The organism is Sphingobium boeckii, from assembly GCF_014199215.1.
Taxonomy (GTDB): Bacteria; Pseudomonadota; Alphaproteobacteria; order Sphingomonadales; family Sphingomonadaceae; genus Sphingobium_A; species Sphingobium_A boeckii.
In genome coordinates this window covers 207,080-231,768 of record NZ_JACIJC010000005.1, presented here as the reverse complement: position 1 = coordinate 231,768, position 24,689 = coordinate 207,080, and the positions used below count along the sequence as shown (strand labels likewise).

Genomic DNA, 24,689 nt, shown 5'->3' with positions numbered 1-24,689 from the left:
AATGACGTCGGGTGTATGTCTTGAAAGACCATTCGCTCCTGATATGGAGCGGATGGTCTTTTCGTGTTGCCGCCGCCCCAAAGCCTCATATAACGATGGCTGGGGGAACAACAGTGAACGATATTCAGAAGCGAGCCCTTGGCTCGCGCGACGAAAAAATCTCGCTTATCCTGTTTTTTGTATTCAGTATCGCTGTAATGATCGGCGTGACCCAGTTACGGGGTGTTGGACTGGATGAATTCTGGTCGTTGCATTTTGGTGATCTGAAAATTTCCTTTGCAACAGCGCTTCATGATCGCTGGCTTAGAGATACCCATCCCGTATTTGCAAATGCGCTCTATTACGTCAGTATGAGAATTGGTCTTGAAAACATACATTTTTTAAGACTGATTCTAAACACACCCCCACTCTTTATATTATATTTTTCGTCATTCTCGATGTGGCGGGCCAATAACAAACATCCTTTTTTTATATTATTTTCAGTATATATTACTTCATTACCCTATTTTATGAATTCATTTTCGGAATTCAGATCGTATTTTTTTCAACTTTGCCTTATCGGAATTGTTATACAATTCGTATTTCATGTAATTTTGCGTGCAGAAAATGAGAGTCCTTTCAAAAATTTGTTGATAACGGCGCTTGGTATTGTCTCCATAGCATTTGGTATCAGCATACATTTTTTGACTGGCCTGATCGTCAGCACTGTCGTTGGTTTATTTTTGGCCTATCTGATATATTGGCGCCGCAAATTCTGGTTTTTGATCATTGCTATCCCTGCGATTTTCGCATGGTGCGTAACCCTGTTATTCGTCAGCCTACAATTTCCCTATATTGTGAACGACTTTGACTATAGCTGGCTGAAAACAACTGTAATACATAGTGTATTCTTGTTTGGCATTGTTGCAATAAAAATATTTATCGCAAATCCAGTCGCCAATTTTTCTTCAATATATTCATTCAGAAATTGGAATTCCACGCTTCATCCAAATAATGAAAATAATTTCATCGTGATTTTAGCGCTGAGCCTGCTCATATCGGCAACATTATTGCTTTCAATACATTATTTCAAGCCTGTAATAGATCAGAGATACCTGACGATATGGTCAGTCATATTATGCGGTCTGATTACTGCTTTGTCAGCATCTCACATATTGAAACGAAAGTTGTATTTCTTTCTTTTTCTGACGGCCGCGATCACTTCCGTCATGTACAATGGCTATAAATCCTCGAAATATTTGGGCTGGTATGAGGGTCAAGCGCTCATCGCAAACATCGTCCATAATTGTCCTGACACAAGAGTTTTTGCGACTAGTTCTTGGCGTGGGTCCGGAGGACGATATTCAAAGGTTGCAAAGCGCGAGAGCGAAATATTATATTCCATTTACAAACGGCTATCCCATGAAGCTGGCTTTTCCGTCACTTTGCTCCCCCTTGAGGGAGTGGTAAAATTGCCGCGCCCTGAACATTGCCCAATCGTTCTTTGGGCAGACCATCATGCGTTGACAGGTGACGGGCCCGCAAGGCTCTCATATGCAGAGATCGCGTTCGATCAGTCGTCCGGCCTGGAATTTGTAACAACTTCAAGCGGTACGGTCGTTATTTCAAGACCGGTTTCCGCGCAAAATCCAAAGTTAGATGCAAAGCCACCACGAACCAAATAATCTCCAAGGCAAAAGATGAGTGATGGGGATCGACGGCGCTGCCAGAGCGACGTTTCGTCCGATCCGCCACATCGCAATTGCCAAGCCCCGCCCTATCCCCGTATCGCTACACCATGGCCCGCCGCGCAAAGCCCACCCGCTCCCGATCCAGACGCTCCTGGCCGCGTCGTATCTTCGGCTGGCTCTGCCGCGGGATCGCGATCTTTTTCATCGGCTCATTGCTGTGGGTGCTGCTCTACAAATTCGTGCCGCCGCCCATGACCTTCACGATGATCGGGGACTGGACCGCCGGGCGCGGGATCGAGAAGGACTGGATGCCGCTGTCGCGCATGGACCCTAATATGGCGCGCGCGGTGATCGCGGGGGAGGATGGGAAATTCTGCACGCATTCGGGCTTCGATGCCGATGCGATCGAGGATGCGATCAAGCGCAATGCCAAGGGCGGGCGGATTCGCGGCGGCTCGACGATCAGCCAGCAGACCGCGAAAAACGCGTTTCTGTGGCAGGGCGGCGGGTTTTTCCGCAAGGGGCTTGAGGCCTATTTCACATTGCTGATCGAATGGATCTGGGGAAAACCGCGGATCATGGAGGTGTATCTCAACGTCGCCGAAACCGGCATCGGCACTTATGGTGCCAATGCCGGGGCGCAGCGCTATTTCGGTCATGACGCGAGCCGGTTGACGCCCACAGAGGCCGCGCGGATCGCGGCTGTGCTCCCCTTGCCGAAAAAGCGCGCCGCGATCGATCCGGGCGGTTTTACGCGCAAACACGGCAATCGTCTGGCGCGCTGGGTCAATGTCATCCGCCGCGACGGCTATGATCGCTGCCTGCGCTGATCTGTCATTCCCACGCAGGCGGCAATTACAAGGTCTTACTTCGTGTCATCGCCCGTCAATTTGTCCGCAGCGCGATCCGCCGCGTCGCCCACTTTCTGCGCGCCGTCGCCCACCTTGCCCACGGCTTGCGTAATGGCATCATCCTTCGCCGTCTCGCTCTTGTTCATGTCGAACAGGAAGAAGCCGAGGATGCCCAGTGCGAAGACGATGATCAGCCCCACGACCACGCCACCACCGCCGCCGCGTCGTTCCACGACCGTGAGACCGGGGGTGCCGCGCTCGATCACGCGCTCGGTGACATTGCCACTGGCGTCGGTGCGTTCGGTGATCCGTTCTTCAGACATATGATCCTCCTTTTTCAATATGGAGGATCAACGCCGCCCGCCGAAGGACGTTCCATGGGCGGAATGGCCCGGCTGGATCAGAAGGGCAGCTTGAAGCCCGGCGGCAGCGGCAGGCCGCTGGTCATCTTGCTCATTTCGCTGCTCGACGCCGCATCCGCCTTCGCGCGCGCATCGTTGAAAGCCGCGGCCACCAGATCCTCCAGCATCTGCTTTTCGGACGGCGCGAGCAGGCTTTCGTCGATGGTAACCGCGATGATGCGGCCCTTGGCGCTGGCCTTCACCTTCACCAGCCCGCCGCCGGATGCGCCTTCCACCTCGATCGTATCGAGATTGGCCTGCGCCTTTTCCAACTCGTCCTGCACGTTTTTTGCCATGTTCAGGATGTCATCGAGACTTTTCATGCTTGTGCACTCCGTAATTCAGTCCGCTCCCAATCCATTTCGGATCCGGGAAATGTTTCAAACGCCGCTTTCACGATCGGCGTGGCCATGATCGCCGCACGGGCGCGATCCTCGCGCGCTTCATCCTGCTGCTTGAGGCTGGGCGCCGCGGGACCATCGAGGCAATTGACCTCCCAGGCCGCACCGGTCAGCGCCTTCAGCTCCACCGCCAGATCGCGCACGACTTCGCTCGATTGCGGCCGCAGCAGCCGGATATCGAGCACGGGCGGCTCAAGCCGGATCAGGCCGATATCATCGTGCAGAATTTGCGCGAGACGGTGTCGTCCGCCCGTTTCCAGCAGCGCCACCAATGCGGGCATATCCGCAGGCAGCGTCTGCGACGGCGGCGGCGGACTGGGTTGACCGGACGCCGCCCCTTGCTGGACGGGCGTCGCCACGGCCTCGCCATTGCTGAGCTTTTTAATAAGTTCGCCCGGATCGGGAAGCTGCGCTGCGTGGATCACGCGCAACAGCGCCATTTCCGCCGCCTCGATCGGCAAGGACGCGCGCACCACCTCATCATGCCCCTTCAGGAGCAACTGCCACAGCCGGTGCAGCGCCGCATAGGATAAGCGACTTGACCAGTCCTGCAGGGCTTCGCGCTCTTCGGCGGACAGCGCCGGATCGTCCGACCCTCCCACTTTGGCGAGCGTCACGCCATGCACCGTCTCCAGCAACGCGCGCAGGATCGCCACCGGCTCAACCCCCAGATCATGCTGGTCGCGCAAGGCTTTCAAGGTCGCGACAGCATCGCCGCCGACCATGTGACCAAACAGACGGCGCACCGCGCCACGATCGGAAAGCCCAAGCATCTCACGCACTTGTTGCGCAGTGACGCCATGACTGCCTTCCATATCGGCATGGGCGATCGCCTGATCCAGGATCGAAAGCCCGTCACGCGCAGAGCCTTCCGCGGCACGCGCCACCAGCGCCAAAGCTTCGGGTTCGGCCTCGACGCCTTCGGCGCGCACGATCTTCGCGAAATGCGTCGCCAGCATGTCCGCGGTGATCCGGCGCAGATCGAAACGCTGGCAGCGCGAAAGCACCGTGACCGGCACCTTATTCACTTCAGTGGTGGCGAACAGGAATTTCACATGCGGCGGCGGCTCTTCCAGAGTCTTGAGCAACGCGTTGAACGCGTTCTTGGAAAGCATGTGCACTTCGTCGATGATGTAGACTTTGTAGCGCGCCGAGACCGCGGCGTAGCGCACGGCCTCAATGATCTCACGCACATCGTCCACCCCGGTATGACTGGCGGCGTCCATTTCCACCACATCGATATGCCGCCCCTCGGCGATCGCGATGCAGGGTTCGCACACGCCGCAGGGCGCGATCGTCGGACCGCTCTGCCCGTCAGCCCCGATGCAGTTGAGCGCCTTGGCGATCAACCGCGCGGTGGAGGTCTTGCCCACACCGCGCACGCCGGTCAGCAGAAAGGCATGCGCCAGCCGGTCGCGCTTGATCGCATTGCCAAGCGTGGTGACCATCGCATCCTGGCCGATCAGTTCGGCAAAGCTCTGCGGTCGGTATTTGCGCGCAAGCACGCGATAAGGTTGGGGAGATTCGGACATCGCGCATCAATCTAGGGACTGACGCCGCTTTTGTCGAAGGGCCAGTTTTGTCGAAGGCGGCGTGGGGAAGGTGGGAGCCGGAACGACCCGGGGCGAATTCGTTACGGCTGCTTCCTTCCGGATCTGACCGGGTTGGCGACTGCTCCGTCCGCCCGACTCCCGCGGCGCATATGGGCGAAGTCGAGGCGGGAGACAAGGGGTCAGGCATTTCCCTTTGCTTCTGCCGTTGCCGAATGGACGACGCTCAGAATACGGATATTGCTGCGCTCGCGTCGGTAAATGATCACATGCCGCCCGACGGTCAATTTTCGATAGACTTTATCTTTGAATAGGCGTGGGCTGCCGATGTTGGGGTGCTTGCACAAAATTCCCGCAGCCTCGAGAATTTCGGTTTCGTAAAGCTCGGCTTGCGCCACGCCCCATTCGCGCGCCGTATAGCGCCAGATTTCGATCAACTCGCGTTCAGCACGCCTGCTGATTTTCAGCTTGAGCGATATTGTGATTTCGCCTCGGCAAAAATCTGTTCCAGCGTTTTTTCACTGTCTTCGCTTTCCTCTCCATCTTCGATTATGCTGGCGATATTAGGTGATATCCAACGGTCAGGATCGCTGAGATCGTCCCGGATCAGGTCGCGGACGTAATCACTCACATCGGCATAGACACCAGATTTGACGCGCTCTTCAACCCGAGCTTTCATTTCATCAGGGAGTGAGATGTTCATCGTTGCCATGACAGAAAATTTCTCATTCTTGCCAAAGTTTGTCAACGACCCTGCATGTTCCGCACTTCGCCGGGGATGCGGACAGTGAGTTCGTCCAGCGCTTCGGTGAGCTGGATCTGGCACGCCAGCCGGCTCGTCCGCGTCGCGCCTGCCGCCAGATCGAGCATATCCTCTTCCATTTCCGACGCGCGCGGCAATTTCCCGAAATCCTCGGCCGCCACGATCACGTGACATGTGGAACAAGCCATCTGCCCCTCGCATGTGCCTTCCAGCGGCTGGCCGTCATTCTGGGCAAGCGTCAGCAGATTGTCGCCGGGTTGGCCGGTGACTTCGCTGATCCCGCCGCCATTGAGAAAGCGCACCAAAGTCATGCCGCCAGCGCGTCCTGCCGCGCGGCGGCCTCGGCGATCAACGCCGCCGCTCGGTCGATTTCATCCATCGTGGTGTAGCGTCCGAAGCCCAGCCGAATGCTCGCGCGCGCTTCCGCATCCGTCAGGCCGAGCGCGGACAGCACATGGCTGGGCCGCCCCGATCCGCTGGCGCAGGCCGAGCCCGCCGAAAAGGCGACCGAACGCAGCTCGGAGATCAGCCGCGCCGCATCCAGGCCGGGCAGTCGCAGATTGAGATTGCCGGCATAGCGCTGGTCAGTGGATCCATTGACCGTCCAGCCGCTCAAACGCTCGCACAGCCGCGCGGCCAGCGCGCTCACATGCGCGGCGTCCGGCGCAGCCCGCGCGTCCGCCAGTTCCGCCGCCGCGCCGAAACCGGCACATAAGGCCGGGCTGAGCGTGCCCGAGCGCAATCCGCCCTCTTGCGCGCCGCCATGGATGATCGGCCCGATTGCCACGCCGTCCCGCAGCCAGAGCGCCCCCACACCCTTGGGGCCATGGATCTTGTGGGCCGACAGCGCGATCATGTCGCACGCATCGACCGGCAAGGGCACGCGACCGAAGCCCTGCACCGCGTCGCAGAACAACAGCGCGCCTTGCCCACGCGCCAGCGCGGAAAGCGCCTCTATCGGCTGGATCACGCCAATCTCATTGTTGACCAGCATCGCCGCGACGAGCGCGGTCTCGCCGTCAATCTCCGCCGCGGCAGCCTGCAGATCGACCAGCCCATCCGCATGAACCGGCAGCATCACGCATTGATGGCCATGCGCACCCAGCCATAGCGCGGTATCGCGCACGCAGGCATGTTCGGTCGCGATCGTCACGATCTTGCGGCGCCCGGCGGGTGCCAGCGCCAGCGCGCCCTGCAGCGCCATATTGGCCGCCTCGGTCGCGCCGGAGGTGAAGATCAATTGACCCTTTGGAATTTCCTTCATTCCGTTTGTGTCGAGCGCGGTCGAGACACCGCCCGCACCGGTCCCCGCGTCGCTCGACCCTTCGGCTTCGCTCACGAAAGCCGTCGCTCGGGACAAATTGTGAAGCGCAGAAAGGATGCGCTCCCGCGCCACCTCCACCGCCGCGTGCGCCGCGCGCCCCGCCTTGTGCGGCGAATGCGGATTGGCAAACCCATCGCGCAGCCAGGGCATCATCGCCGCCAGCGCTTCGGGCGCGAGCGGTGTGGTCGCCTGATAATCGAGATAGATGTCCGCGCTGCTCATGCCGCGCGCGCCTTCGCCTCGCGCGCCAGCCGCTGCCATTGCTCGACGAAACGGTAGACGTCGGCGCGGCTGGTGTCCGGCCCGAAGCTCACCCGGATCACCTCCGCCGCCTCGCCCGCATCCCAGCCCATGGCCGCGAGCACATGACTGGGCTTGAGCGTGCCTGAGGAACAGGCGCTCCCGGCCGACACCGCAATCCCGGCCATGTCGAACTGGATCAATTGCGCAGAGGACGCCATGCCCGGCATCCGATAGGCGGCGATCGTCGCCAGCCGCGGCGTGCGGCGCGCCACGATCTGTCCGCCAGACGCCTCGATCGCGCCGTCCAGATGCGCGCGCAGATCCTCGGCCCGCTTGAACCAGGCATTGGACGATTCGAGCGCGGCCGCGAAGCCCAGCGCGGCGGGCAAATTCTCCGTGCCGCCGCGATAGCCCTTTTCCTGCCCGCCATCGGGATCGATCAGCCCGAGATTCCCGATCAGCAGCGCCCCAATCCCCGGCGGCCCGCCCAATTTATGCGCGGACACCGCGATCATATCCGCCTCCGGCAGCGCCATCTTGCCCGCCGATTGCGACGCATCCACGAACAAGGCGCCTTTATTGACGCGCACGATCGCGCCCAATTCCGCCAAGGGCTGGATCACGCCCGTCTCGTTATTGGCGGACTGGATCACGACCAGCGGGTTGCTCGCGCCCAGTGCGCCGAGCCGCCCGGTGAGCGCATGGCCCGCCACCGTGCCGTCGCCCTGCACCGGCAGAAAAAACGCCTTGGGCGCGGCGCGATGCACCGCGTCATGCTCGACCGCGGAGACCAGCACTGCGTCGCTCCGCGTCCGTTTGAGCGCGATTGCGATCGCCTCGGTCGCGCCGCTGGTGAAGATCAGGTCGCCGCTCCAGCCGAGCGCGCTTTTAATGCGCGCACGGGCGTCCTCCAGCGCGGCACGCGCGGCGCGGCCTTCGGCGTGCGGCGATGAGGGATTGGCCCAGCGCGCCCATGCGCCGGCCATCGCATCCCGTGCGGCGGGGAGCATCGGCGTCGTCGCCGCATGATCCAGATAAAGACGGTCGCCCACGCAAAAGCTCCCGATGATTGCGAAACCCTTGCGCGTCTCTATATAGGCTGGCGCGACGGTGCACAGCCCCAAGCCTCTTGGAGCCGCGCCAAAATCCTGTTTTTATCCGAAGGTGCCATGCCCGAAGTCATTTTTCCCGGCCCAGAAGGCCGTCTCGAAGGGCGTTTCAGCCCCCCTCCCCGTCCTCGCGCGCCTGTCGCGATGATCCTCCATCCGCATCCCCAGGGCGGCGGCACGATGAACGATCGCATCACCCAGGCGCTCTACAAGACGTTCGTGCGCCGCGGATTCGCCACGTTGCGCTTCAATTTCCGCGGCGTCGGCAAATCGCAGGGCACGTTCGACAATGGTGTCGGCGAGCTGTCCGATGCGGCGTCTGCGCTCGATTGGGTGCAGAGCTTCCATCCCGAAGCGCAGACCACCTGGATCGCGGGCTTCAGCTTCGGTGCCTGGATCGGTATGCAGCTTTTGATGCGCCGTCCGGAGATCAAGGGCTTCATCTCGATCGCGCCACCCGCGAACATGTATGATTTCACCTTCCTCGCGCCCTGCCCCTCGTCGGGGATCATCATCCAGGGCACCGGCGATGAAGTCGCGACTCCGCTCGCAACGCAGAAACTGGTCGAAAAGCTGCGCACGCAAAAGCACATCACGATCCATCACGACGAAATTCCCCGCGCCAACCATTTCTTCGAGCATGAAATGCCCGATCTGATGCGCTCGGTGGACAATTATCTCGATATGCGGCTGGATCCGAATTCGCCGATCAAGTGACCGTCTCAATCCTCCCCATCGCAGATGGGGAGGATTAGCGCGCCCGCCACTGCGGCGCGATCTGCCGCTTCACAGCGTCAGCAGCAGCACGTTGACGAAAAACACCAGCGCGCACACCAGCATCAGCACACCCTTCTGCCGGTTTCCCGCGCGGATGATGCGCACCCCGCCAAGCACCAGCACGAACACGGCAATCATCAGCAAAGCCGGCCCCACGCTGACCGCGAATTGCACGATGCTGCCCAAAACCGCCTGCATCACCCCGCCCCTCCTTCCAATATTCGCACATAATCCGCCGGATCCACATTGCCGCCGGACAGGATGACCAGCGTCCGCTCTGTCAGCGCCACCCGCCCCGCGAGAACCGCCGCCAGCGCCACCGCGCCGCCCGGCTCGATCACCAGCCGCATTTGGCTGAACGCCACGCGCATCGCTTCCGCAATCTCGTCCTCGCTCACCGCAACGCCGGTCGCGCCGCGCGCGTTCAGAATGTCGAAGGTCAGCGGAGACACGCGCAGGGTCTGGAGCGCATCGCAGGCGGTCCTGGGCGGATTCGGGCCGACCGGAACGATCGCGCCGGCCTCCAGCGATCGGGTCATGTCATCCCAGCCTTCGGGTTCGGCCACGATAATCTCCGCATCCGGACAGGCCAGCGCGATCCCAGCGGCCAATCCGCCGCCCCCGCACGGTATGATGATCCGGTCCGGCGCGCCGCCCGCCAGTGCGGCCATCTGCGCCGCCGCCTCTGTCCCCGCGCTGCCCTGCCCCTCGATCACCCAGGGATCGTCGAAGCTCGGCACGAGCACAGACCCGCGTTCGGCCGCCAACGCGCCTGCAATCGCCTCGCGGCTTTCGGTCACGCGGTCATAGAGCAAGACCTCCGCGCCCAGCGCGCGCGTCGATTCGAGTTTCTGGCGGGGCGCATCGGCGGGCATCACGATCGTCGCCGCCATGCCCAGCCGGCTTGCGGCCCAGGCCACGCCCTGCGCATGATTGCCCGATGAAAAGGCCACTACGCCCGCGCCGCGCTCGGCGGCGCTCAGCGCGCTCAGCCGATGCCAGGCGCCGCGCAGCTTGAACGCGCCCATCGGCTGAAGCGATTCGGCCTTGCACCAGATCGTGCCCGCGGGCGTTTCGAGTGGCAGCAGCGGTGTGACCGGGACGATCTGCGCCACTTTTGCCGCGGCCTCGATGACGCCCTGGGCTGTCGGTTTACGCATTGGACCTCCATCGAACACCGCGAGACTTTGCCCTGTCATGATGGATCCCTATATAGCCCCATTGAATTCCGGCAATTGGAGAGAGAGTTGAGCAAGGTTCTGGTTATCGGCGCGGGTGGCGTCGGCTCGGTCGCGGTGCACAAGATGGCGATGAATTCGGACATCTTTTCGCACATCACGCTCGCCAGCCGCCGCGTCGCCAAATGCGACGCCATCGCCGAATCGGTCAAGGCGCGCACCGGCGTCGTGATCGACACCGCGCAAGTGGATGCCGATGATGTCGAGGCGACCGCCGCGCTGATCGCGCGCGTGAAACCTGCGCTCGTCGTCAATCTCGCATTGCCGTATCAGGATCTGGCGATCATGGACGCCTGCCTCAAGACCGGCGTCAATTATCTCGATACCGCCAATTACGAACCGCGCGACGAGGCCAAGTTCGAATATAGCTGGCAATGGGCCTATCAGGAGCGCTTCAAGGCAGCCGGCCTGATGGCGTTGCTCGGCTCGGGCTTCGATCCCGGCGTGACCAGCGTGTTCGCCAGCTATCTGAAAAAACACCATTTGGACCGGATCGACACGCTCGACATCCTCGATTGCAACGGCGGCGATCACGGCCAGCATTTCGCGACCAATTTCAACCCGGAGATCAACATCCGCGAAGTGACCGCGCCGGCGCGTCATTATGAAAATGGCCAATGGGTCGAAAGCCCGCCGCTTTCCACCAAGCAGGTGTTCGATTTCGAGCAGGTCGGCGCAAAGAATATGTATCTCATGTATCATGAGGAACTGGAATCGCTGGCGAAACACTATCCCGAGATCAAGCGGATCCGCTTCTGGATGACGTTCGGAGATGCGTATCTCAAGCATCTGGAAGTGTTGCAGAATGTCGGCATGACCCGCATTGATCCAGTGATGCACGAAGGCCGCGAGATCATCCCGCTGCAATTCCTGAAGGCCGTGTTGCCCGAGCCCGCGTCGCTCGGCGTGACGACCAAGGGCAAGACCAATATCGGTGACATCGCCACCGGCGAAAAGAACGGCAAGCCCAAGACGGTCTATGTCTATCAAATCTGCGATCATGAGGAGGCCTATGCCGAAACCGGCAATCAGGCGGTGAGCTATACCACCGGCGTCCCCGCGATGATCGGCGCTGCCTTGGTGCTGACCGGTGCCTGGAAGGGTGAGGGCGTGTTCAACATGGAGCAGTTCGATCCCGACCCCTTCATGGACATGCTCAACACCCACGGCCTGCCCTGGCAGGTAAAGGAACTGGACGGGCCGCTTGGGTTCTAGGATCACACCGTCATCCCCGCGAAAGCGGGGATCCCTCTTCTTCTTTCTTCGGATGCTTCACGGAAAAGCGGGATTTCCGCCTTCGCGGGAATGACGGCAGGAGTATTGATCATGGAAACCAAAGCCGGTGATCCCGGCGCGTTCGCGCGCTTCGATCTTACCCGCGTCCCTTCGCCCTGTTTCGTCGTCGACGAAGCTGCAATCCGGCGCAATCTCGCCATCCTGAAAGAGGTGGGCGATCGTTCGGGGGTGAAGGTGCTGCTCGCGCTCAAGGCCTTCTCCATGTGGTCCCTGGGCGATGTCGTGGGCGAATATCTCGACGGCGTCTGCGCCTCGGGCCTGTGGGAGGCCAAACTGGGCCGAGAACATTACTACGGCGAGGTCGAAACCTATTGCGCCGCCTATAAGGCCGAGGATTTGCCGGAAATCTTCCGCCTTTCCGATCACGTCATCTTCAATTCTCCCGCCCAGCATTCGCGTTTCGCACCCGAGATTGCCGCGGCGCGCGCGGCAGGGGCGGTGTTCGACATCGGGCTGCGCCTGAACCCCGAGCATAGCGAAGGTGAAGTCCCCAAATATGACCCCTGCCAGCCCGGATCACGGCTTGGCTTTCCGGTCTCGCAACTGCGCCCCGCGCATCTGGAGGGCGTCAGCGGTCTGCATTTCCATTCCTTGTGCGAACAGGATTTCGAACCGCTCCGCCGCACTTGGGACAGCTTGAAACCTTTGTTAAGTCCGCATTTCAAACAAGTGAAATGGTTGAATTTTGGGGGAGGACATCATATCACCCGCGCCGATTATCAGCGCGAGGATCTGATCACCTATCTCCAACAGGTCAGAGACGAAACGGGTCTCGATCTCTATCTCGAACCCGGCGAAGCGGTGGCGCTCGACGCGGGCATATTGGTGGGCGAAATCCTCGACACGTTCGAAAACACGTTGCCGGTCGGGATCACCGACATTTCCGCCACCTGCCACATGCCCGATGTGATCGAGGCACCCTATCGTCCCGCGTTGCTGGGCGAGGCGGACGCCGGCGTCACGATGCGACTGGGCGGCCCGTCCTGCCTCGCGGGCGACATCATCGGGGATTATACCTTCACCGACACGCCCCCGCCCGGCACCCGCATCGCCTTTCTCGATCAGGGTCATTATTCCATGGTGAAGACCAACACGTTCAACGGCGTCCCCCTGCCCGCGATCGCTTTGTGGAACAGCGAGACCGATTCGCTCAAGCTCATCAAATCATTCGGCTATGAGGATTTTCGAGACCGTTTGTCCTGAAACGAGGCGCTATGGCCCGCGCATGTGTCATGCAAATGACATATTGCGAGATTTGCATGTGCAAACCCACTTTACACCGGGACCCCCTCCTCATATATCGCGCTTCCCCGCTGCCCCATGGGACTTCCACCGCAAGGCAGCTTTTCGTTGACTACACTGGAGGTCCCTTGAGTTGCACAAGCATCATAGCGCGCTGGGGCTAGCTGCCGCCCTTCGTCCGGTTCAACCGGTCACGCTCATTCGTCCGCACGCTGCACAGCGCGCCGCCCGCTTCTTCGTGGAGAAGTTTCCGGGCCGGTCGCTTTATGCGGTGAAGGCGAATCCGTCGCCCGATCTGCTCCAGATTCTCTGGGATAGCGGCATCACGCATTTCGACGTGGCGTCGATCGCGGAAGTGAGACTGGTTTCGAAGATCCTGCCTGAAGCCGAGCTTTGCTTCATGCACCCGGTGAAAGCCGAGGAAGCGATCCGCGAGGCCTATTTCAATCATGGCGTAAAGACCTTCTCGCTCGATACGATCGAGGAACTGGAAAAGATCCAGCGCGCCACCCGCCACGCCAGCGATCTTACGCTGGCAGTGCGTCTGCGTGTCTCCTCAGATCACTCCAAGCTCAGCCTCGCCGCAAAATTCGGCGCTGATGCGCGCGATTCGGCGGAATTGCTGATGGCCACGCGTCAGGCGGCCGACACTTTGGGCATCTGCTTCCACGTCGGCAGCCAGGCGATGACGCCCAAGGCGTATCTGGAAGCGATGGAGCAGGTGCGCGCGGCGATCGTTGCAGCCGCCGTTACGGTGGATCTGATCGATGTCGGCGGCGGTTTTCCATCCGTCTATCCCGGCATGGAACCGCCACCATTGGAAGGCTATTTCCAGGCGATCCATGATGCGTTCGAGAGCCTGCCGATCAGTTATTCGGCCGAACTCTGGTGCGAGCCGGGCCGGGCTTTGTGCGCTGAATATGCCAGCCTGCTGGTTCGTGTCGAACGCCGTCGGGGCGATGAACTGTATATCAACGATGGCGCCTATGGCGCACTGTTTGATGCGGCGCATGTCGGCTGGCGCTTTCCGGTGAAGCTGCTGCGCGAACCGGAAAGCAACACGCGCGACATGCCGTTCAGCTTCTATGGCCCCACTTGCGACGATATGGATCATATGGCGGGTCCGTTCATGCTGCCTGGCGACACCAAGGCGGGCGACTATATCGAGATCGGGATGCTGGGTGCCTATGGCTGCGCCATGCGCACGGCCTTTAACGGTTTCGGCGATGTCGAGACCGTGGAAGCCGAGGATGAGCCCATGGCGAGCCTCTATATGGACGAGAGCGAAGACCCCGTGCGCAAGCCCGGCACCGTGGTGTCCATCAAGCGGCTGTAACGCGCATTTGACCTTCGAAACGAACTGAAGCACCCTCTTCCTTGAAAACAAGGGAGAGGGTGTTTTCTGATGAGCACGCAGATACTCGCGCCCGTGATCGCGCTCACGGCCTGGACGATGGTGATGTGGCTATGGATGTACGCCACACGCATTCCCGCGATGCAAAGGGCCAAGGTCGATCCCGACAAATTGGTGGGCAATACCGGCAAGCAGCTCGATGAGATGCTGCCCGCCACGGTCCAGTGGAAGGCGCATAATTACAATCATTTGATGGAGCAGCCCACGGTTTTCTACGCCGTGGCGCTCAGCCTAGCCTTGCTGGGCGCGGGCGACGGCCTGAACCTTCAGCTCGCCTGGGTTTATGTCGGTTTGCGCGTGGTCCACAGCTTGGTTCAAGCGATGGTGAACAAGGTGACGATCCGCTTCGGGATATTCCTTCTTGCAAGCCTCGTACTTGTCGCGCTGGTTATAAGGGCGGCAATTTTGGTTTTCTGACCGAAAACAGGCCAAACCCTCGCCCCGTTTGTCCCGAGCGTAGTCGAGAGACGTGGTCACTTGCACCTGCGTCCCTCGACTACGCTCGGGACAAACGGTTCAATTTTGAAAATCTTGCTTCACAAAAGCTGCCGCCAGTTCCACATGCGTCGACCAGCGAAACTGGCCCACAGGGCTGATCATCTCGATCCGATAGCCACCTTCCACCAATATCTTCGCATCGCGCGCGAAAGTGGCGGGATTGCAGGAAACATAGGCGATGTGCGGAACGCTCGATTCCGCCAGCGCCCGGCATTGCTCCTCCGCTCCGGAGCGCGGCGGATCGAGCACGATCGCGCCAAAGCGGTTGATTTCCGCCACCGTCAGCGGACGACGATAGAGATCGCGATGCTCGAAAAACACCTGCCTTTGCGCGCGCCCGGCGGCCATCTTGAGCGCCATGCCCGAATCGCGCCCGGCTTCGGCCGCATAGACCTTGCGCGTGGTGGAGAGCGCCAGCGCGAACGTGCCCAGCCCGCAGAAAAGATCCGCCACCGCGCCCGCGTCGCCGACCGACGCCAGCACCGCGGCGACCAGCGCGGCCTCGCCATCCAGCGTCGCCTGGAGAAAGCTGTTATGCGGCAATGGCACCGGCACGCCGCCAAAGGTGATGGTCACCGGTTCCGGCTCCCAGCGCGTCTGCGGGCCGAACCCGTCGTCGATCGACAGGCGCGCGATCTTTTGCGCATCGGCAAAGTCCGACAGGCCTTCGGCGGCGGCCAGCGTATCGGCCTTGATCCCGTCGATCACCATGTCCACGCCCTGATCCGCCAGCGTCATCGTGATGTTCGCCACGCGCTTTTCGGGGAGCGTGGTGGAGAGCAGCCGCCGCAGCGGGGCAATCATCGCGAACAGCGCGGGATGGAGAATCGCACAATCCACCATGTCCACGATCCGGTGGCTGCTCCCGGCATTGAACCCGATCGTTACTTTCTTGCCGCGCCGCTCTGCCTTCAGGCTGGCGCGGCGGCGAGTGCGCGGGGGCGAGAGATGCACGGGGGCGAAAGGCGGCGGCGCGATGCCCTGCGCGCCCAGGCCGGTGATGATCCGGTCCCGCACGAAATCCTTATAGCTCTCGTCATCGAGATGCTGGAGCTGGCATCCACCGCAATCCCCGAAATGCGGGCAGGCGGGCGCGGCATGGCGCAGACCGGGCAGGATCACGCCCTCTGACGTCACGACGTCACCCACGCTGGCGAAGGGCACATGGCGGCCGTCGGCGGTAACGCCGTCGCCGCGCGCGGCGATGCGGATGATCTCAGCAGTTTCAGTCACAGGCAGGCGGCAATAGCGGCCGGGAGGTGATTGGCAAGGTCATCCGCGACAAAGGCAGGCCCGGCGCGGCGTGCGGCATCCCCATGGAGCCATACGCCGGCGCAGGCCGCATCGAACGCATCAAGCCCCCGCGCGCGCATCGCGGCGACGATTCCCGCGAGCACATCGCCCGTGCCGCCGGTCGAGAGCCAGGCCGAGGCATCAGGCGCAACGGCAATCTGGCCATCGGGCGACGCGATCACTGTATCCGCGCCTTTGAAGACGATCACCGCGCCCGAGGCCGCGGCGGCCTGGCCAGCGCGATCGATCTTGCTCCCCTGCCCTTTGCCAAAGAGCGATTCGAATTCTCCATCATGCGGGGTGAGGATCGCCATGGCGGGCAGCCCCTTCAATGCCTCTGCACCCATATCCCCGATCAGCCGCAAAGCGCCTGCATCCATCACCGCGGGGGCACGGCCAGCCATCACCTGGTCCAGCAGGCTCCGGCCGGCAGCATCGGGAGACAAGCCCGGCCCGATCACCACCGCATTCAGGCGCTTGTCCGCCAGGGTGGCGGCGAGTTCCTCGATTGGGCGGCACACGAGCGCATCGGGTCCACCCTGGCCGCCCAGCAGCTTCACCATGCCCGATCCCGCTCTCAGCGCCGCTGTGGCCGACAGACGCGCCGCGCCGGGCATTCCGCCGCCGACCACGGCCACGAAACCGCGGCTGTATTTGTGATCCGCCGGTCCCGGCGCGGCAAGGTGTGGCCGCGCCAGTTCGGTGATCAGACTCTCCGTGGCGATCCCGATATCAGCCACGCGCACCGCGCCGCACAGATGCGCGGCGGGCTGCAGCAGATGCACGGGTTTGAGCGCACCCAGCGCCAGCGTCAGCGAAAAATGAGGCACGGGTGCCAGCAAGGCTCCGGTGTCCGTCGCCAGACCACTCGGCAGATCCACCGCCAACGCAAGATGCGCGCGCGACACCAGGCGCATGAGGGCGTCCGCCACGTCCGGTTGCAGCGGCCGGGACAGTCCGGTGCCGAACAGCGCATCGACCAGCATGGGCGCAGGTGTGGTGTCGGTCAGCGGCTCGACCGGCCCGTCCCAGCCCCGCCGCGCCTGGATCGCCGCCTCCGATTGCGGATCGCACGGCGCAGCCACCCGCACATTCGCCCCCAATGCTTTCAGAACCCGCGCGGCGACATAGCCATCGCCGCCATTGTTGCCGGGGCCGCACAGAATGAGCACGGGACGTCCGCCGCCGAAGCGCCATGCCGCTTCGGCCACCGCCTTTCCGGCGCGCGCCATCAGGCTTTCCACGGATGCACCGCGCGCGATTGCACGGTCTTCCGCCGCGCGCATGGCGGCGGCTGTCAGGATCGCGCGGCCGCGGCTCATGGCTTCATCGCGACGGGCAACCGGTATCGGTCCCCCGCCAGCGTCACATCGACCCATTGATCGTCCACCGGCGTAATCTCCGCCGGCGCTGCGCCATCCGCGGCACTCACACCGCGGCCGTCCTTCGGCACCGTCATCCGGCGAAACGCGCCCGATGGATGGCGAACCACCAGCATCAACGCGCCCGCATCCGAGATGCTGCGCTCCAGGGCGCAGACCCGCGCGAACACGGTTGCGCCGTCCACCATGCAGGCGATCAGATCCTCCGCCTTCGCCGTCGGATCACCGCCGCCCGCCCCGCAGGCGGCGAGCAGCAAACAAATGATCGCTCCGCCCCACCGCTCCGGCTGAGCCTGTCGAAGGCTTTTCCCTCTCTTCCAATATGAAGAGAGACGGCGATGTGCTTCGACATGCTCAGGATAAGGGTCGCATGGGGCTGAATCAGATATCCGCGTAGACATGGGTTTCGGCGCTGGCTCCCGGATGCGTGACCGCTCCCTTATAGGCCGGACCGACATTCTGCGCATAGCGCCAGAGTGCACCCGATTGATAATCGGTCTTGCGCGGCGTCCAGGCCGCGCGGCGCGCATCCAGAACATCCTCCGGCACCACCAGATCGATCGTGCCGGCTTCGGCATCGATCGCGATCGTGTCGCCATTTTCGATGAGCGCGATCGGTCCGCCTTCCGCGGCTTCCGGGCCGACATGACCGATGCAGAAACCACGCGTGCCGCCGGAAAAGCGTCCGTCCGTAACCAAGGCGACCGTCTCGCCCAGGCCCTGTCCGTAAAGCGCCGCGGTGGTCGACAGCATCTCGCGCATCCCCGGGCCGCCCTTCGGCCCTTCATAACGGATCACGACGACATCCCCGTCCACGATCTGCTGCGCCTCGACCGCGGCGAAGGCATCCTCCTCGCGCTCGAACACCTTGGCCGTTCCGGTGAATTGCAGGCGCTTCATCCCTGCCACCTTCACGATCGCGCCATTGGGGGCCAGCGAGCCCCGCAGACCCACCACGCCGCCCGTGGGCGTGATCGGGGTCCTAGCATCGTAAATCACCTTCTGATCGGGGTTCCAGGTAATCTCGTCGATATTCTCCGCCAGCGTCTTGCCGGTCACGGTGATGCAATCGCCGTGCAGCAAGCCCTCGGCATGGAGCGTCTTCATCAGCATGTAGATCCCGCCCGCCTCATACATGTCCCTGGCGACATAATTACCGCCGGGTTTGAGGTCCGCGAGATACGGTGTCGTCTTGAAGATTTCCGCCACGTCGAACAGATCGAATTCGATCCCGCATTCGCTCGCCATCGCCGGCAAGTGAAGCGCGCCATTGGTGGAACCGCCCGTGGCCGCCACGATGCGCGCCGCGTTGATGAACGCATCACGGGAGCAGATGTCGCGCGGACGCAGATTGAGCTTGAGCAATTCCATCACCTGACGACCAGCCGCGACCGCGATCTCCTCGCGGCTCTTGTAAACCGCGGGCGCCATATTGCTGTTCGGCAAGGACAATCCGATCGCTTCGCCCACACAGGCCATGGTATTGGCGGTATATTGGCCACCGCACGCGCCATGGCCGGGGCACGCCGCCTTCTCGATCGCAGTGACCTCGGAGAGCGGGCATTTCCCGGCCGAATAACGGCCGACCGCCTCGAACACGTCGATCACGGTCAGATCGCGTTCCTGATAGCGGCCCGGCAGGATCGAGCCGCCATAAACGAAGATCGACGGCACGTTCAGGCGCAGCATGGCCATCATCATGCCGGGGAGCGATTTGTCGCATCCCGCAAAGGTGACCAGCCCGTCATAGCAATGGCCGCGGACCGAAAGTTCGACCGAATCGGCGATCACCTCACGGCTGACCAGCGAACTCTTCATCCCCTGATGACCCATGGCGATGCCATCCGTGACGGTGATGGTGTTGAACCGGCGCGGCAACCCGCCCGCATCATGCACGCCCTGGCGACACCAGTCGGCCTGCGCATCAAGCGTGGTATTGCATGGCGCACTGTCATTTCCCGCGCTGACCACGCCGACGAAGGGCCGGTTAATTTCTTCCTCGGTGAGGCCCATGGCATAATAATAGCTGCGGTGGGGTGCGCTTTCGGGGCCAACGGAGACATAGCGGCTGGGGAGCTTTGATTTATCGAAAATATGGGTCATGTTTCATCCTTCATGCGCGCCCTATGTCTCAAAGACCGGGTTTTACGCAAGACTATTACGTGTGTGGCCGATAATATGTGCGATTATGTCCGCCCAGCGAGAGATGCCGGCCGTATCCGATATGAGATCCTGCCGCACTTCCAGACCAAGATAGGGCAATCCGGCGGCTTCCGCATGAGCGTTCATCGTCGCATTCAGTATTTTTCCGGAATAAGGCAGATTATCCCCCGTCGCCACGCCCGCAGCGCCTAACAGGGGAATCGCGAGCCGCGCTGCACGATCATCCCGATTATAGAGGACGCCGATCTCCCATGGTCGTGCTTGATGCGGATCGGTGGTCAATTGCGGGGTAAAGCTGTGCAGCGATATCAGCATTGCGGGGGAATAATGCGCGATCAGGCGCGCGACTTCGGCATGATAGGGCCGCCAATAGAGATCGATCCGCGCCCCGCGTTCATCGGCATCCAGCGCGGCATTGCCGGCAATCTCCACTCCGTCACTCACCAGCGGCACAACGCCGGGCGCATCGGCTTCGCGATTGAGATCCACGACCAGCCGGGAGAGCGTGGCGAGCACCGCGGGCGCGTCGAGCTTTTCCGCCAGACGATGCGCTAGATCCCATGTGCCGACGTCTACCGCCATATGCTGGCCCATCACCGCAGGCGGCACGCCGAGATCGACGCCGGCTGGAACGACGTTCGACGCGTGATCGGCGATGATGAGCAAGCCCGACGCGGGATCGCCGGGAATATGGAGGGGATTCATGCGACCGTCTGTGCCGGAATGATTTCGGGGCGGCAAGCCTTGGCCTGCCGCCCCGAATATGATGCACACCGTCGGCGTGGACCATGGCCGAATGGATCTGCGCTGCGAGACGCGTGATCGATCCGATCGCAACCAACGCCGCAAACGCCGTGCCAGTTCAAAAACGACGCAATTGCGTGCAATTTCCAGAAATCCCTGTCCCGATATGGAACATTCGGGTCACTTCAGCGCCGTTTCGAGACACCAATAAGAGGGCCATCGCATCCGGATCACGCATGTGCCTCGCGCGCGCGCCGCCGCATCCGAGAACAGGGCAAAGCAGGTGGCGCCTGATCCCGACATACGCGCGAGCCTCACGCCCTCCAGCGCCTGAAGCGCGTCCACCAGCGTGGCGATTTCGGGCACGAGCGCGGCAGCCGGCGGCTCCAGATCATTGCGCCCGGCCAGCGCGGCGGCCAGCGCGGGGCCGCCATCCAGCGGGCCACGGTCTACGCCATCCCATCCGGCAAACACCGGGCCTGTGGCCAGCGCGATCTTCGGATTGACGAGCAACAGCGGCATCTCCGCCAGTTCCGGCTCATCGAGCATTGCCATGGCATCGCCGCGTCCTTCGCCGCGCAGGGTGCGGCTTTCAAGGCAGGCCGGCACGTCCGCGCCCAGCGCAGACGCGATGGCGGCAATGCGCAAGTCGCGCGGATCGATCCGCCAATGCCGGATCAGCAATCTGAGCGCTGCCGCGGCATCCGCCGATCCGCCGCCGATGCCCGCCGCCACGGGAAGATTTTTGACCAGCCTCAGCGCCGCGCCGTCCGATATCCCGAACGCACCGCGCAAGGCCTCTGCCGCGCGGAGCACCAGATTATCCGGACCGGCGTCCAGCCCCGCCGCAAACGGCCCTTCGATCGCGAGCGTCAGATCACCGGACGGCGCAAGCGAAACCGCATCGCCATCCCGGGCAAAGGCGAACAGGCTTTCGATATCATGATAGCCGTCAGCCAGGCGGCGGCGGACATGGAGCGCCAGATTGATCTTTGCCCAGGCAGTTTCACGCAGCATCATGGCGGCGCTTATGGCGCGGCGGTCGCGGTGGTCCAGCCCATATCGGTCTTGGCCTTCAGACGCACCGCGGCATCCTCGTCCGCCGTCACCAGCGCCGATTGCCAGGCATAACGCGCTTCGATCCTGCGCCCGGCCGCCCAATAGGCATCGCCCAGATGCTCGTTCATGATCGATTCGGCGGGCACCACATTGACCGCGCGTTCCAGTGTCTCGATCGCGCGCTTGGTCTGTCCGCGCACATGATAGGCCCAGCCGAGCGAATCGATGAAGGAGGCGTCATCCGGGCTGATCGCATTGGCACGCGCGATCAGCGTTTCCGCTTCGGCCAGATTTTCGCGCCGTTCGAGCTGCGAATAGCCGAGATAGTTGAGGATGACGGGCTGATCCGGAGCCAATGCCAGCGCCTGCTCCAGCGCCGCCTTCGCTCCATCCCAATCGCCCGCATCTTTCAGCGCGCTGCCCAGCATCAGCCAATGGGACCATGCGGCGGGCGCGCCCTCGGTCTCCGCTTTCGCAATCGCCATACGATAGGCGCTGACCGCATCGGCATGACGATCATCCACGCTCAGTAGATCGCCCAGCCGGGTGAAATCGCCGCTCGAGGCATTGCGGGCTTTCGCCGCCACGGTCGCCGCTGCCAGCGCCGAAACGCCGTCACCGCTGCCCGCCAGCAGCGCCACGCGCAAATCGGTCGCCTGGGTGCGCCACGGGCCTTTCGCATTGATCCGGCTGACCGCGACGAGAGCCGCACCGGGATTCCCCTGATTGCGCAGCAGATCGGCGGTCACGACCCAGGCCGCGTCGCTGGCGGGATCGAGAAAGGTCGCGATGCGCGCAAGCGACACCGAAAGCGCGCCGGCCTGCCGCCCGCCGATATCTTCGGCCAGCCGCATCAGCAGCAAGGCCGCGCCGCGCGAGGCGGTATCGGCGCGCACATTGAGCGCCTTGCCGGCCATAAGACTGGATCGTGCGGCCACCACTGCGGGATCATTGCCCGTCAGGATCGCCAGTGCGTCGGCCCGGCGTCCGCCTTTAACCAGCGCCGAGGCGGCTGCAATGCGCACGGCCGCCCCAGCGAAGCCGGTGCCGCTGGTGGGCAGCGTGCGCAAAATGGCGACGCCCTGATCCGCATGGCCGCCCGCGATCATCAGCAACGCGCGATGTTCGCCCGCATAAGCGGCGGTAAGACCGCTCGTCTGCGGCGCTTCGAGAAAGGTGAGCGCATCCTTGCGGCCCGCGCCGAAATGCACCCAGGCGCGCAGCACCGGGCCGACGAAGTCGAAATTGCCCTCGTCGCGCAACGCATCCACGGCTCGATCGGCGGCGCGCCAATCGCTGGCGTTGATCGCTTCGGCCAGCAGCAGCAGACGCCCCTCGGCGGGCAAGGCACCCTGAGCCACCAGCACCCGTGCCGCGCGCAGCGCCAGCGCCTTGTCTCCGGCAGCCATCCCGCCGCGATAGGCGCGCAGCGCCATGGCCGCATCGCCCGGCTGGGCGGTCAGCAAGGCCGCATAAGCCGCGGCGGCGGCATCGGGCTGCCCGTCCCCATCCGCGATACGCGCGCGGATATAATCCGCCATCGCCTCCGCATCCGACGCATGAGCCGTCACGGGCGACATGAGCGCGGACAGGGCCAGCGCCGTCAGGCCAAGGCGTTTACATATTGGGATAATTCGGCCCCCCGCCGCCCTCTGGCACCACCCAGTTGATGTTCTGGGTAGGATCCTTGATGTCGCACGTCTTGCAATGGACGCAATTCTGCGCGTTGATCTGGAACCGGGGATTGCCCTCATCCTGTCCTACCACCTCATACACGCCTGCCGGGCAATAACGCTGCGCAGGCTCGTCATACATGGGTAGATTATAGGCGATCGGAACGTCCGGATCCTTCAATGTCAGATGGATCGGCTGATCTTCTTCATGATTGGTGTTTGAGAGGAACACCGAGGACAGGCGATCGAAGCTGATCACGCCATCGGGCTTGGGATAGTCGATCTTCTGGACCATATCCTTGCGCCAGAGGCTTTCATTGTCCTTATGCGTCCGAATCGTGAAAGGCAGGCCGATCTTGAGCGTGCGCATCCACATGTCCATGCCTGCCACGAGCGTGCCGCCCACCGGTCCGAATTTCTGGATCGCCGGCCCGGCATTGCGCACCATCTTAAGCTCCGTCGCGATCCAGCTTGCATCGAGTGCGTCCGGATAGGTCGAAAGTGCGTCAAATTCGCGACCGGCGGCGATCGCGTCGAATGCGGCTTCGGCCGCCAGCATCCCCGATTTCATCGCTGTATGGCTGCCCTTGATCCGCGGCACGTTCACGAAGCCGGCGGAGCAGCCGATCAGCGCGCCACCGGGGAACACCAATTTGGGCACCGCCTGCCAGCCGCCTTCGTTGATCGCGCGCGCGCCATAGGAAATGCGCTTGCCGCCCTCGATCTCCGCGCGGATCGCGGGATGCTGCTTCCAGCGCTGGAACTCCTCGAAGGGCGAGAGATAGGGATTCTTGTAATCCAGATCGACCACGAAGCCCAAGGCCACCTGGCCATTGGCCTGGTGATAGAGGAATCCACCCCCGGCCTCTTCGGTGAGCGGCCAGCCTTGCGAATGGATCACCCGTCCCGGCACATGCTTGTCCGCCGGGATATCCCACAATTCCTTGATACCGATGCCATAGGTCTGTGGCTGGCACTCCGATTCCAGATTGAAGATGCGCTTGAGTTCCTTGGACAGATGCCCGCGAACGCCCTCGGCGAAGAAGGTGTATTTGGCGTGCAATTCCATACCCGGCATATAATCGGGCTTGTGCGTGCCATCGCGCGCGACGCCCATGTCTCCGGTGGCGACGCCCTTCACCGAGCCATCCTCGTTGAACAGGATTTCGGCAGCCGCGAAGCCGGGGAAAATCTCCACGCCCAGCGCTTCGGCCTGCTCCGCCAGCCAGCGGCAGAGATTGCCGAGCGACCCGGTATAAGTGCCCTTGTTGTTCATGAAAGGCGGCATGAAGATGTGCGGCATGGCGAATTTGCCGGTCTTGGTCAGCACCCAATGGTGGTTCTCCACCACGGGCACCTGCGCCATCGGGCAGGTTTCGCGCCAATCGGGCAGCAATTCGTCCAGCGCCTTGGGATCGACGACCGCGCCGGAGAGGATATGCGCGCCGATCTCCGAGCCCTTTTCCAATACGCATACTGAAATCTCGCCGCTTTTTTCGCCGGCAAGCTGTTTCAGCCGGATCGCCGCCGCCAGCCCGGCAGGGCCGCCGCCGACGATCACCACGTCATAGGGCATGGATTCCCGTTCACTCATCGTC

Annotated in this window: 25 protein-coding genes and 1 other RNA gene; 7 read left to right on the top strand and 19 right to left on the bottom strand. The window is 62.2% G+C overall.

Features of this window, described 5'->3' with window-relative positions; genetic code table 11:
- Positions 1-20: 20 nt before the first annotated feature.
- Both FHS49_RS15675 and mtgA read left to right on the top strand, forming a co-directional pair.
- A complete protein-coding gene (locus FHS49_RS15675) occupies positions 21-1,664 on the top strand; it encodes a hypothetical protein (protein WP_184020330.1) in 1,644 nt (547 codons plus the stop codon).
- Between the two features lie 113 nt (positions 1,665-1,777).
- Positions 1,778-2,500 (top strand): monofunctional biosynthetic peptidoglycan transglycosylase, encoded by a 723-nt coding sequence (mtgA, locus tag FHS49_RS15670; RefSeq protein WP_184020328.1) that lies wholly within the window; start codon positions 1,778-1,780, stop codon positions 2,498-2,500.
- Positions 2,501-2,535: 35 nt separating this feature from the next.
- On the opposite strand, the gene FHS49_RS15665 is transcribed toward mtgA, so the two are convergent.
- The 9 genes from FHS49_RS15665 to FHS49_RS15620 form a co-directional block, all read right to left on the bottom strand.
- Complete coding sequence (locus FHS49_RS15665; protein ID WP_221240539.1) at positions 2,536-2,844, bottom strand: hypothetical protein; 309 nt, start codon at positions 2,842-2,844, stop codon at positions 2,536-2,538.
- Positions 2,845-2,921: 77 nt separating this feature from the next.
- Complete coding sequence (locus tag FHS49_RS15660) at positions 2,922-3,245, bottom strand: YbaB/EbfC family nucleoid-associated protein (RefSeq protein WP_184020326.1); 324 nt, start codon at positions 3,243-3,245, stop codon at positions 2,922-2,924.
- A complete protein-coding gene (locus FHS49_RS15655; RefSeq protein WP_184020324.1) occupies positions 3,242-4,855 on the bottom strand; it encodes a DNA polymerase III subunit gamma/tau in 1,614 nt (537 codons plus the stop codon). Before FHS49_RS15655 ends, FHS49_RS15660 begins: the two co-directional genes overlap by 4 nt.
- Before the next feature lie 66 nt (positions 4,856-4,921).
- An RNA gene (gene ffs, locus FHS49_RS15650) (signal recognition particle sRNA small type) lies at positions 4,922-5,019 on the bottom strand.
- A 36-nt stretch (positions 5,020-5,055) separates the two neighbouring features.
- Entirely contained in the window at positions 5,056-5,310 is a 255-nt protein-coding gene (locus FHS49_RS15645) for a type II toxin-antitoxin system RelE/ParE family toxin (RefSeq protein WP_184020322.1), read from the bottom strand.
- Positions 5,311-5,336: 26 nt separating this feature from the next.
- Positions 5,337-5,576, bottom strand: coding sequence for a ribbon-helix-helix domain-containing protein (locus FHS49_RS15640; protein ID WP_221240538.1), 240 nt, complete (start codon positions 5,574-5,576; stop codon positions 5,337-5,339).
- Between the two features lie 41 nt (positions 5,577-5,617).
- Positions 5,618-5,947: a 2Fe-2S iron-sulfur cluster-binding protein gene (locus tag FHS49_RS15635; protein WP_184020318.1), complete on the bottom strand. Its 330-nt coding sequence runs from the start codon at positions 5,945-5,947 to the stop codon at positions 5,618-5,620.
- Entirely contained in the window at positions 5,944-7,182 is a 1,239-nt protein-coding gene (locus FHS49_RS15630; RefSeq protein WP_246350838.1) for a cysteine desulfurase family protein, read from the bottom strand. The genes FHS49_RS15635 and FHS49_RS15630 overlap by 4 nt, the downstream gene beginning before the upstream one ends.
- Entirely contained in the window at positions 7,179-8,255 is a 1,077-nt protein-coding gene (locus tag FHS49_RS15620; RefSeq protein ID WP_343052997.1) for a cysteine desulfurase family protein, read from the bottom strand. Before FHS49_RS15620 ends, FHS49_RS15630 begins: the two co-directional genes overlap by 4 nt.
- 117 nt (positions 8,256-8,372) lie before the next feature.
- Between FHS49_RS15620 and FHS49_RS15615 the strand changes: the two genes are divergently transcribed.
- Entirely contained in the window at positions 8,373-9,029 is a 657-nt protein-coding gene (locus FHS49_RS15615) for an alpha/beta hydrolase (protein ID WP_184020317.1), read from the top strand.
- A gap of 69 nt (positions 9,030-9,098) precedes the next feature.
- Here FHS49_RS15615 and FHS49_RS15610 read toward each other — a convergent pair whose 3' ends face one another.
- Entirely contained in the window at positions 9,099-9,287 is a 189-nt protein-coding gene (locus FHS49_RS15610; protein WP_184020314.1) for a hypothetical protein, read from the bottom strand.
- Positions 9,287-10,249 (bottom strand): threonine ammonia-lyase, encoded by a 963-nt coding sequence (locus FHS49_RS15605; protein ID WP_184020312.1) that lies wholly within the window; start codon positions 10,247-10,249, stop codon positions 9,287-9,289. The genes FHS49_RS15610 and FHS49_RS15605 overlap by 1 nt, the downstream gene beginning before the upstream one ends.
- Positions 10,250-10,336: 87 nt before the next feature.
- On the opposite strand from FHS49_RS15605, the gene FHS49_RS15600 reads away from it, so the two are divergent.
- The 4 genes from FHS49_RS15600 to FHS49_RS15585 all read left to right on the top strand — a co-directional run bounded on the left by FHS49_RS15600 (position 10,337) and on the right by FHS49_RS15585 (position 14,696).
- Entirely contained in the window at positions 10,337-11,542 is a 1,206-nt protein-coding gene (locus tag FHS49_RS15600) for a saccharopine dehydrogenase family protein (protein ID WP_184020310.1), read from the top strand.
- A 111-nt stretch (positions 11,543-11,653) separates the two neighbouring features.
- The gene (locus FHS49_RS15595) at positions 11,654-12,826 is read left to right on the top strand and encodes a carboxynorspermidine decarboxylase (RefSeq protein ID WP_184020308.1); all 1,173 of its coding nucleotides are present in this window, start codon (positions 11,654-11,656) and stop codon (positions 12,824-12,826) included.
- Between the two features lie 172 nt (positions 12,827-12,998).
- Positions 12,999-14,201, top strand: coding sequence for a type III PLP-dependent enzyme (locus FHS49_RS15590; RefSeq protein ID WP_184020306.1), 1,203 nt, complete (start codon positions 12,999-13,001; stop codon positions 14,199-14,201).
- A 69-nt stretch (positions 14,202-14,270) separates the two neighbouring features.
- Positions 14,271-14,696 carry an MAPEG family protein gene (locus tag FHS49_RS15585; protein WP_184020304.1) on the top strand — a complete coding sequence of 142 codons (426 nt, stop codon included), beginning with the start codon at positions 14,271-14,273 and terminating at the stop codon, positions 14,694-14,696.
- Between the two features lie 99 nt (positions 14,697-14,795).
- Here FHS49_RS15585 and FHS49_RS15580 read toward each other — a convergent pair whose 3' ends face one another.
- From FHS49_RS15580 to FHS49_RS15545, 8 genes are all read right to left on the bottom strand, one after another.
- Complete coding sequence (locus FHS49_RS15580; RefSeq protein WP_425502700.1) at positions 14,796-16,010, bottom strand: class I SAM-dependent RNA methyltransferase; 1,215 nt, start codon at positions 16,008-16,010, stop codon at positions 14,796-14,798.
- A complete protein-coding gene (locus FHS49_RS15575) occupies positions 16,007-17,392 on the bottom strand; it encodes an NAD(P)H-hydrate dehydratase (RefSeq protein ID WP_184020302.1) in 1,386 nt (461 codons plus the stop codon). Before FHS49_RS15575 ends, FHS49_RS15580 begins: the two co-directional genes overlap by 4 nt.
- On the bottom strand, positions 17,389-17,709 hold the full coding sequence (locus FHS49_RS15570) for a hypothetical protein (protein ID WP_246350835.1): 321 nt from the start codon (positions 17,707-17,709) through the stop codon (positions 17,389-17,391). The genes FHS49_RS15575 and FHS49_RS15570 overlap by 4 nt, the downstream gene beginning before the upstream one ends.
- A gap of 124 nt (positions 17,710-17,833) precedes the next feature.
- Positions 17,834-19,555 carry a dihydroxy-acid dehydratase gene (gene ilvD / locus FHS49_RS15565; RefSeq protein WP_184020300.1) on the bottom strand — a complete coding sequence of 574 codons (1,722 nt, stop codon included), beginning with the start codon at positions 19,553-19,555 and terminating at the stop codon, positions 17,834-17,836.
- A gap of 42 nt (positions 19,556-19,597) precedes the next feature.
- Entirely contained in the window at positions 19,598-20,320 is a 723-nt protein-coding gene (locus FHS49_RS15560) for an N-formylglutamate amidohydrolase (RefSeq protein ID WP_184020298.1), read from the bottom strand.
- Positions 20,321-20,539: 219 nt separating this feature from the next.
- Positions 20,540-21,376, bottom strand: coding sequence for a 4-(cytidine 5'-diphospho)-2-C-methyl-D-erythritol kinase (locus FHS49_RS15555; RefSeq protein WP_184021167.1), 837 nt, complete (start codon positions 21,374-21,376; stop codon positions 20,540-20,542).
- Positions 21,377-21,387: 11 nt separating this feature from the next.
- Entirely contained in the window at positions 21,388-22,998 is a 1,611-nt protein-coding gene (locus FHS49_RS15550; RefSeq protein ID WP_184020296.1) for a tetratricopeptide repeat protein, read from the bottom strand.
- A 37-nt stretch (positions 22,999-23,035) separates the two neighbouring features.
- Positions 23,036-24,685 (bottom strand): electron transfer flavoprotein-ubiquinone oxidoreductase, encoded by a 1,650-nt coding sequence (locus FHS49_RS15545; protein ID WP_184020294.1) that lies wholly within the window; start codon positions 24,683-24,685, stop codon positions 23,036-23,038.
- Between the last annotated feature and the right edge of the window lie 4 nt (positions 24,686-24,689).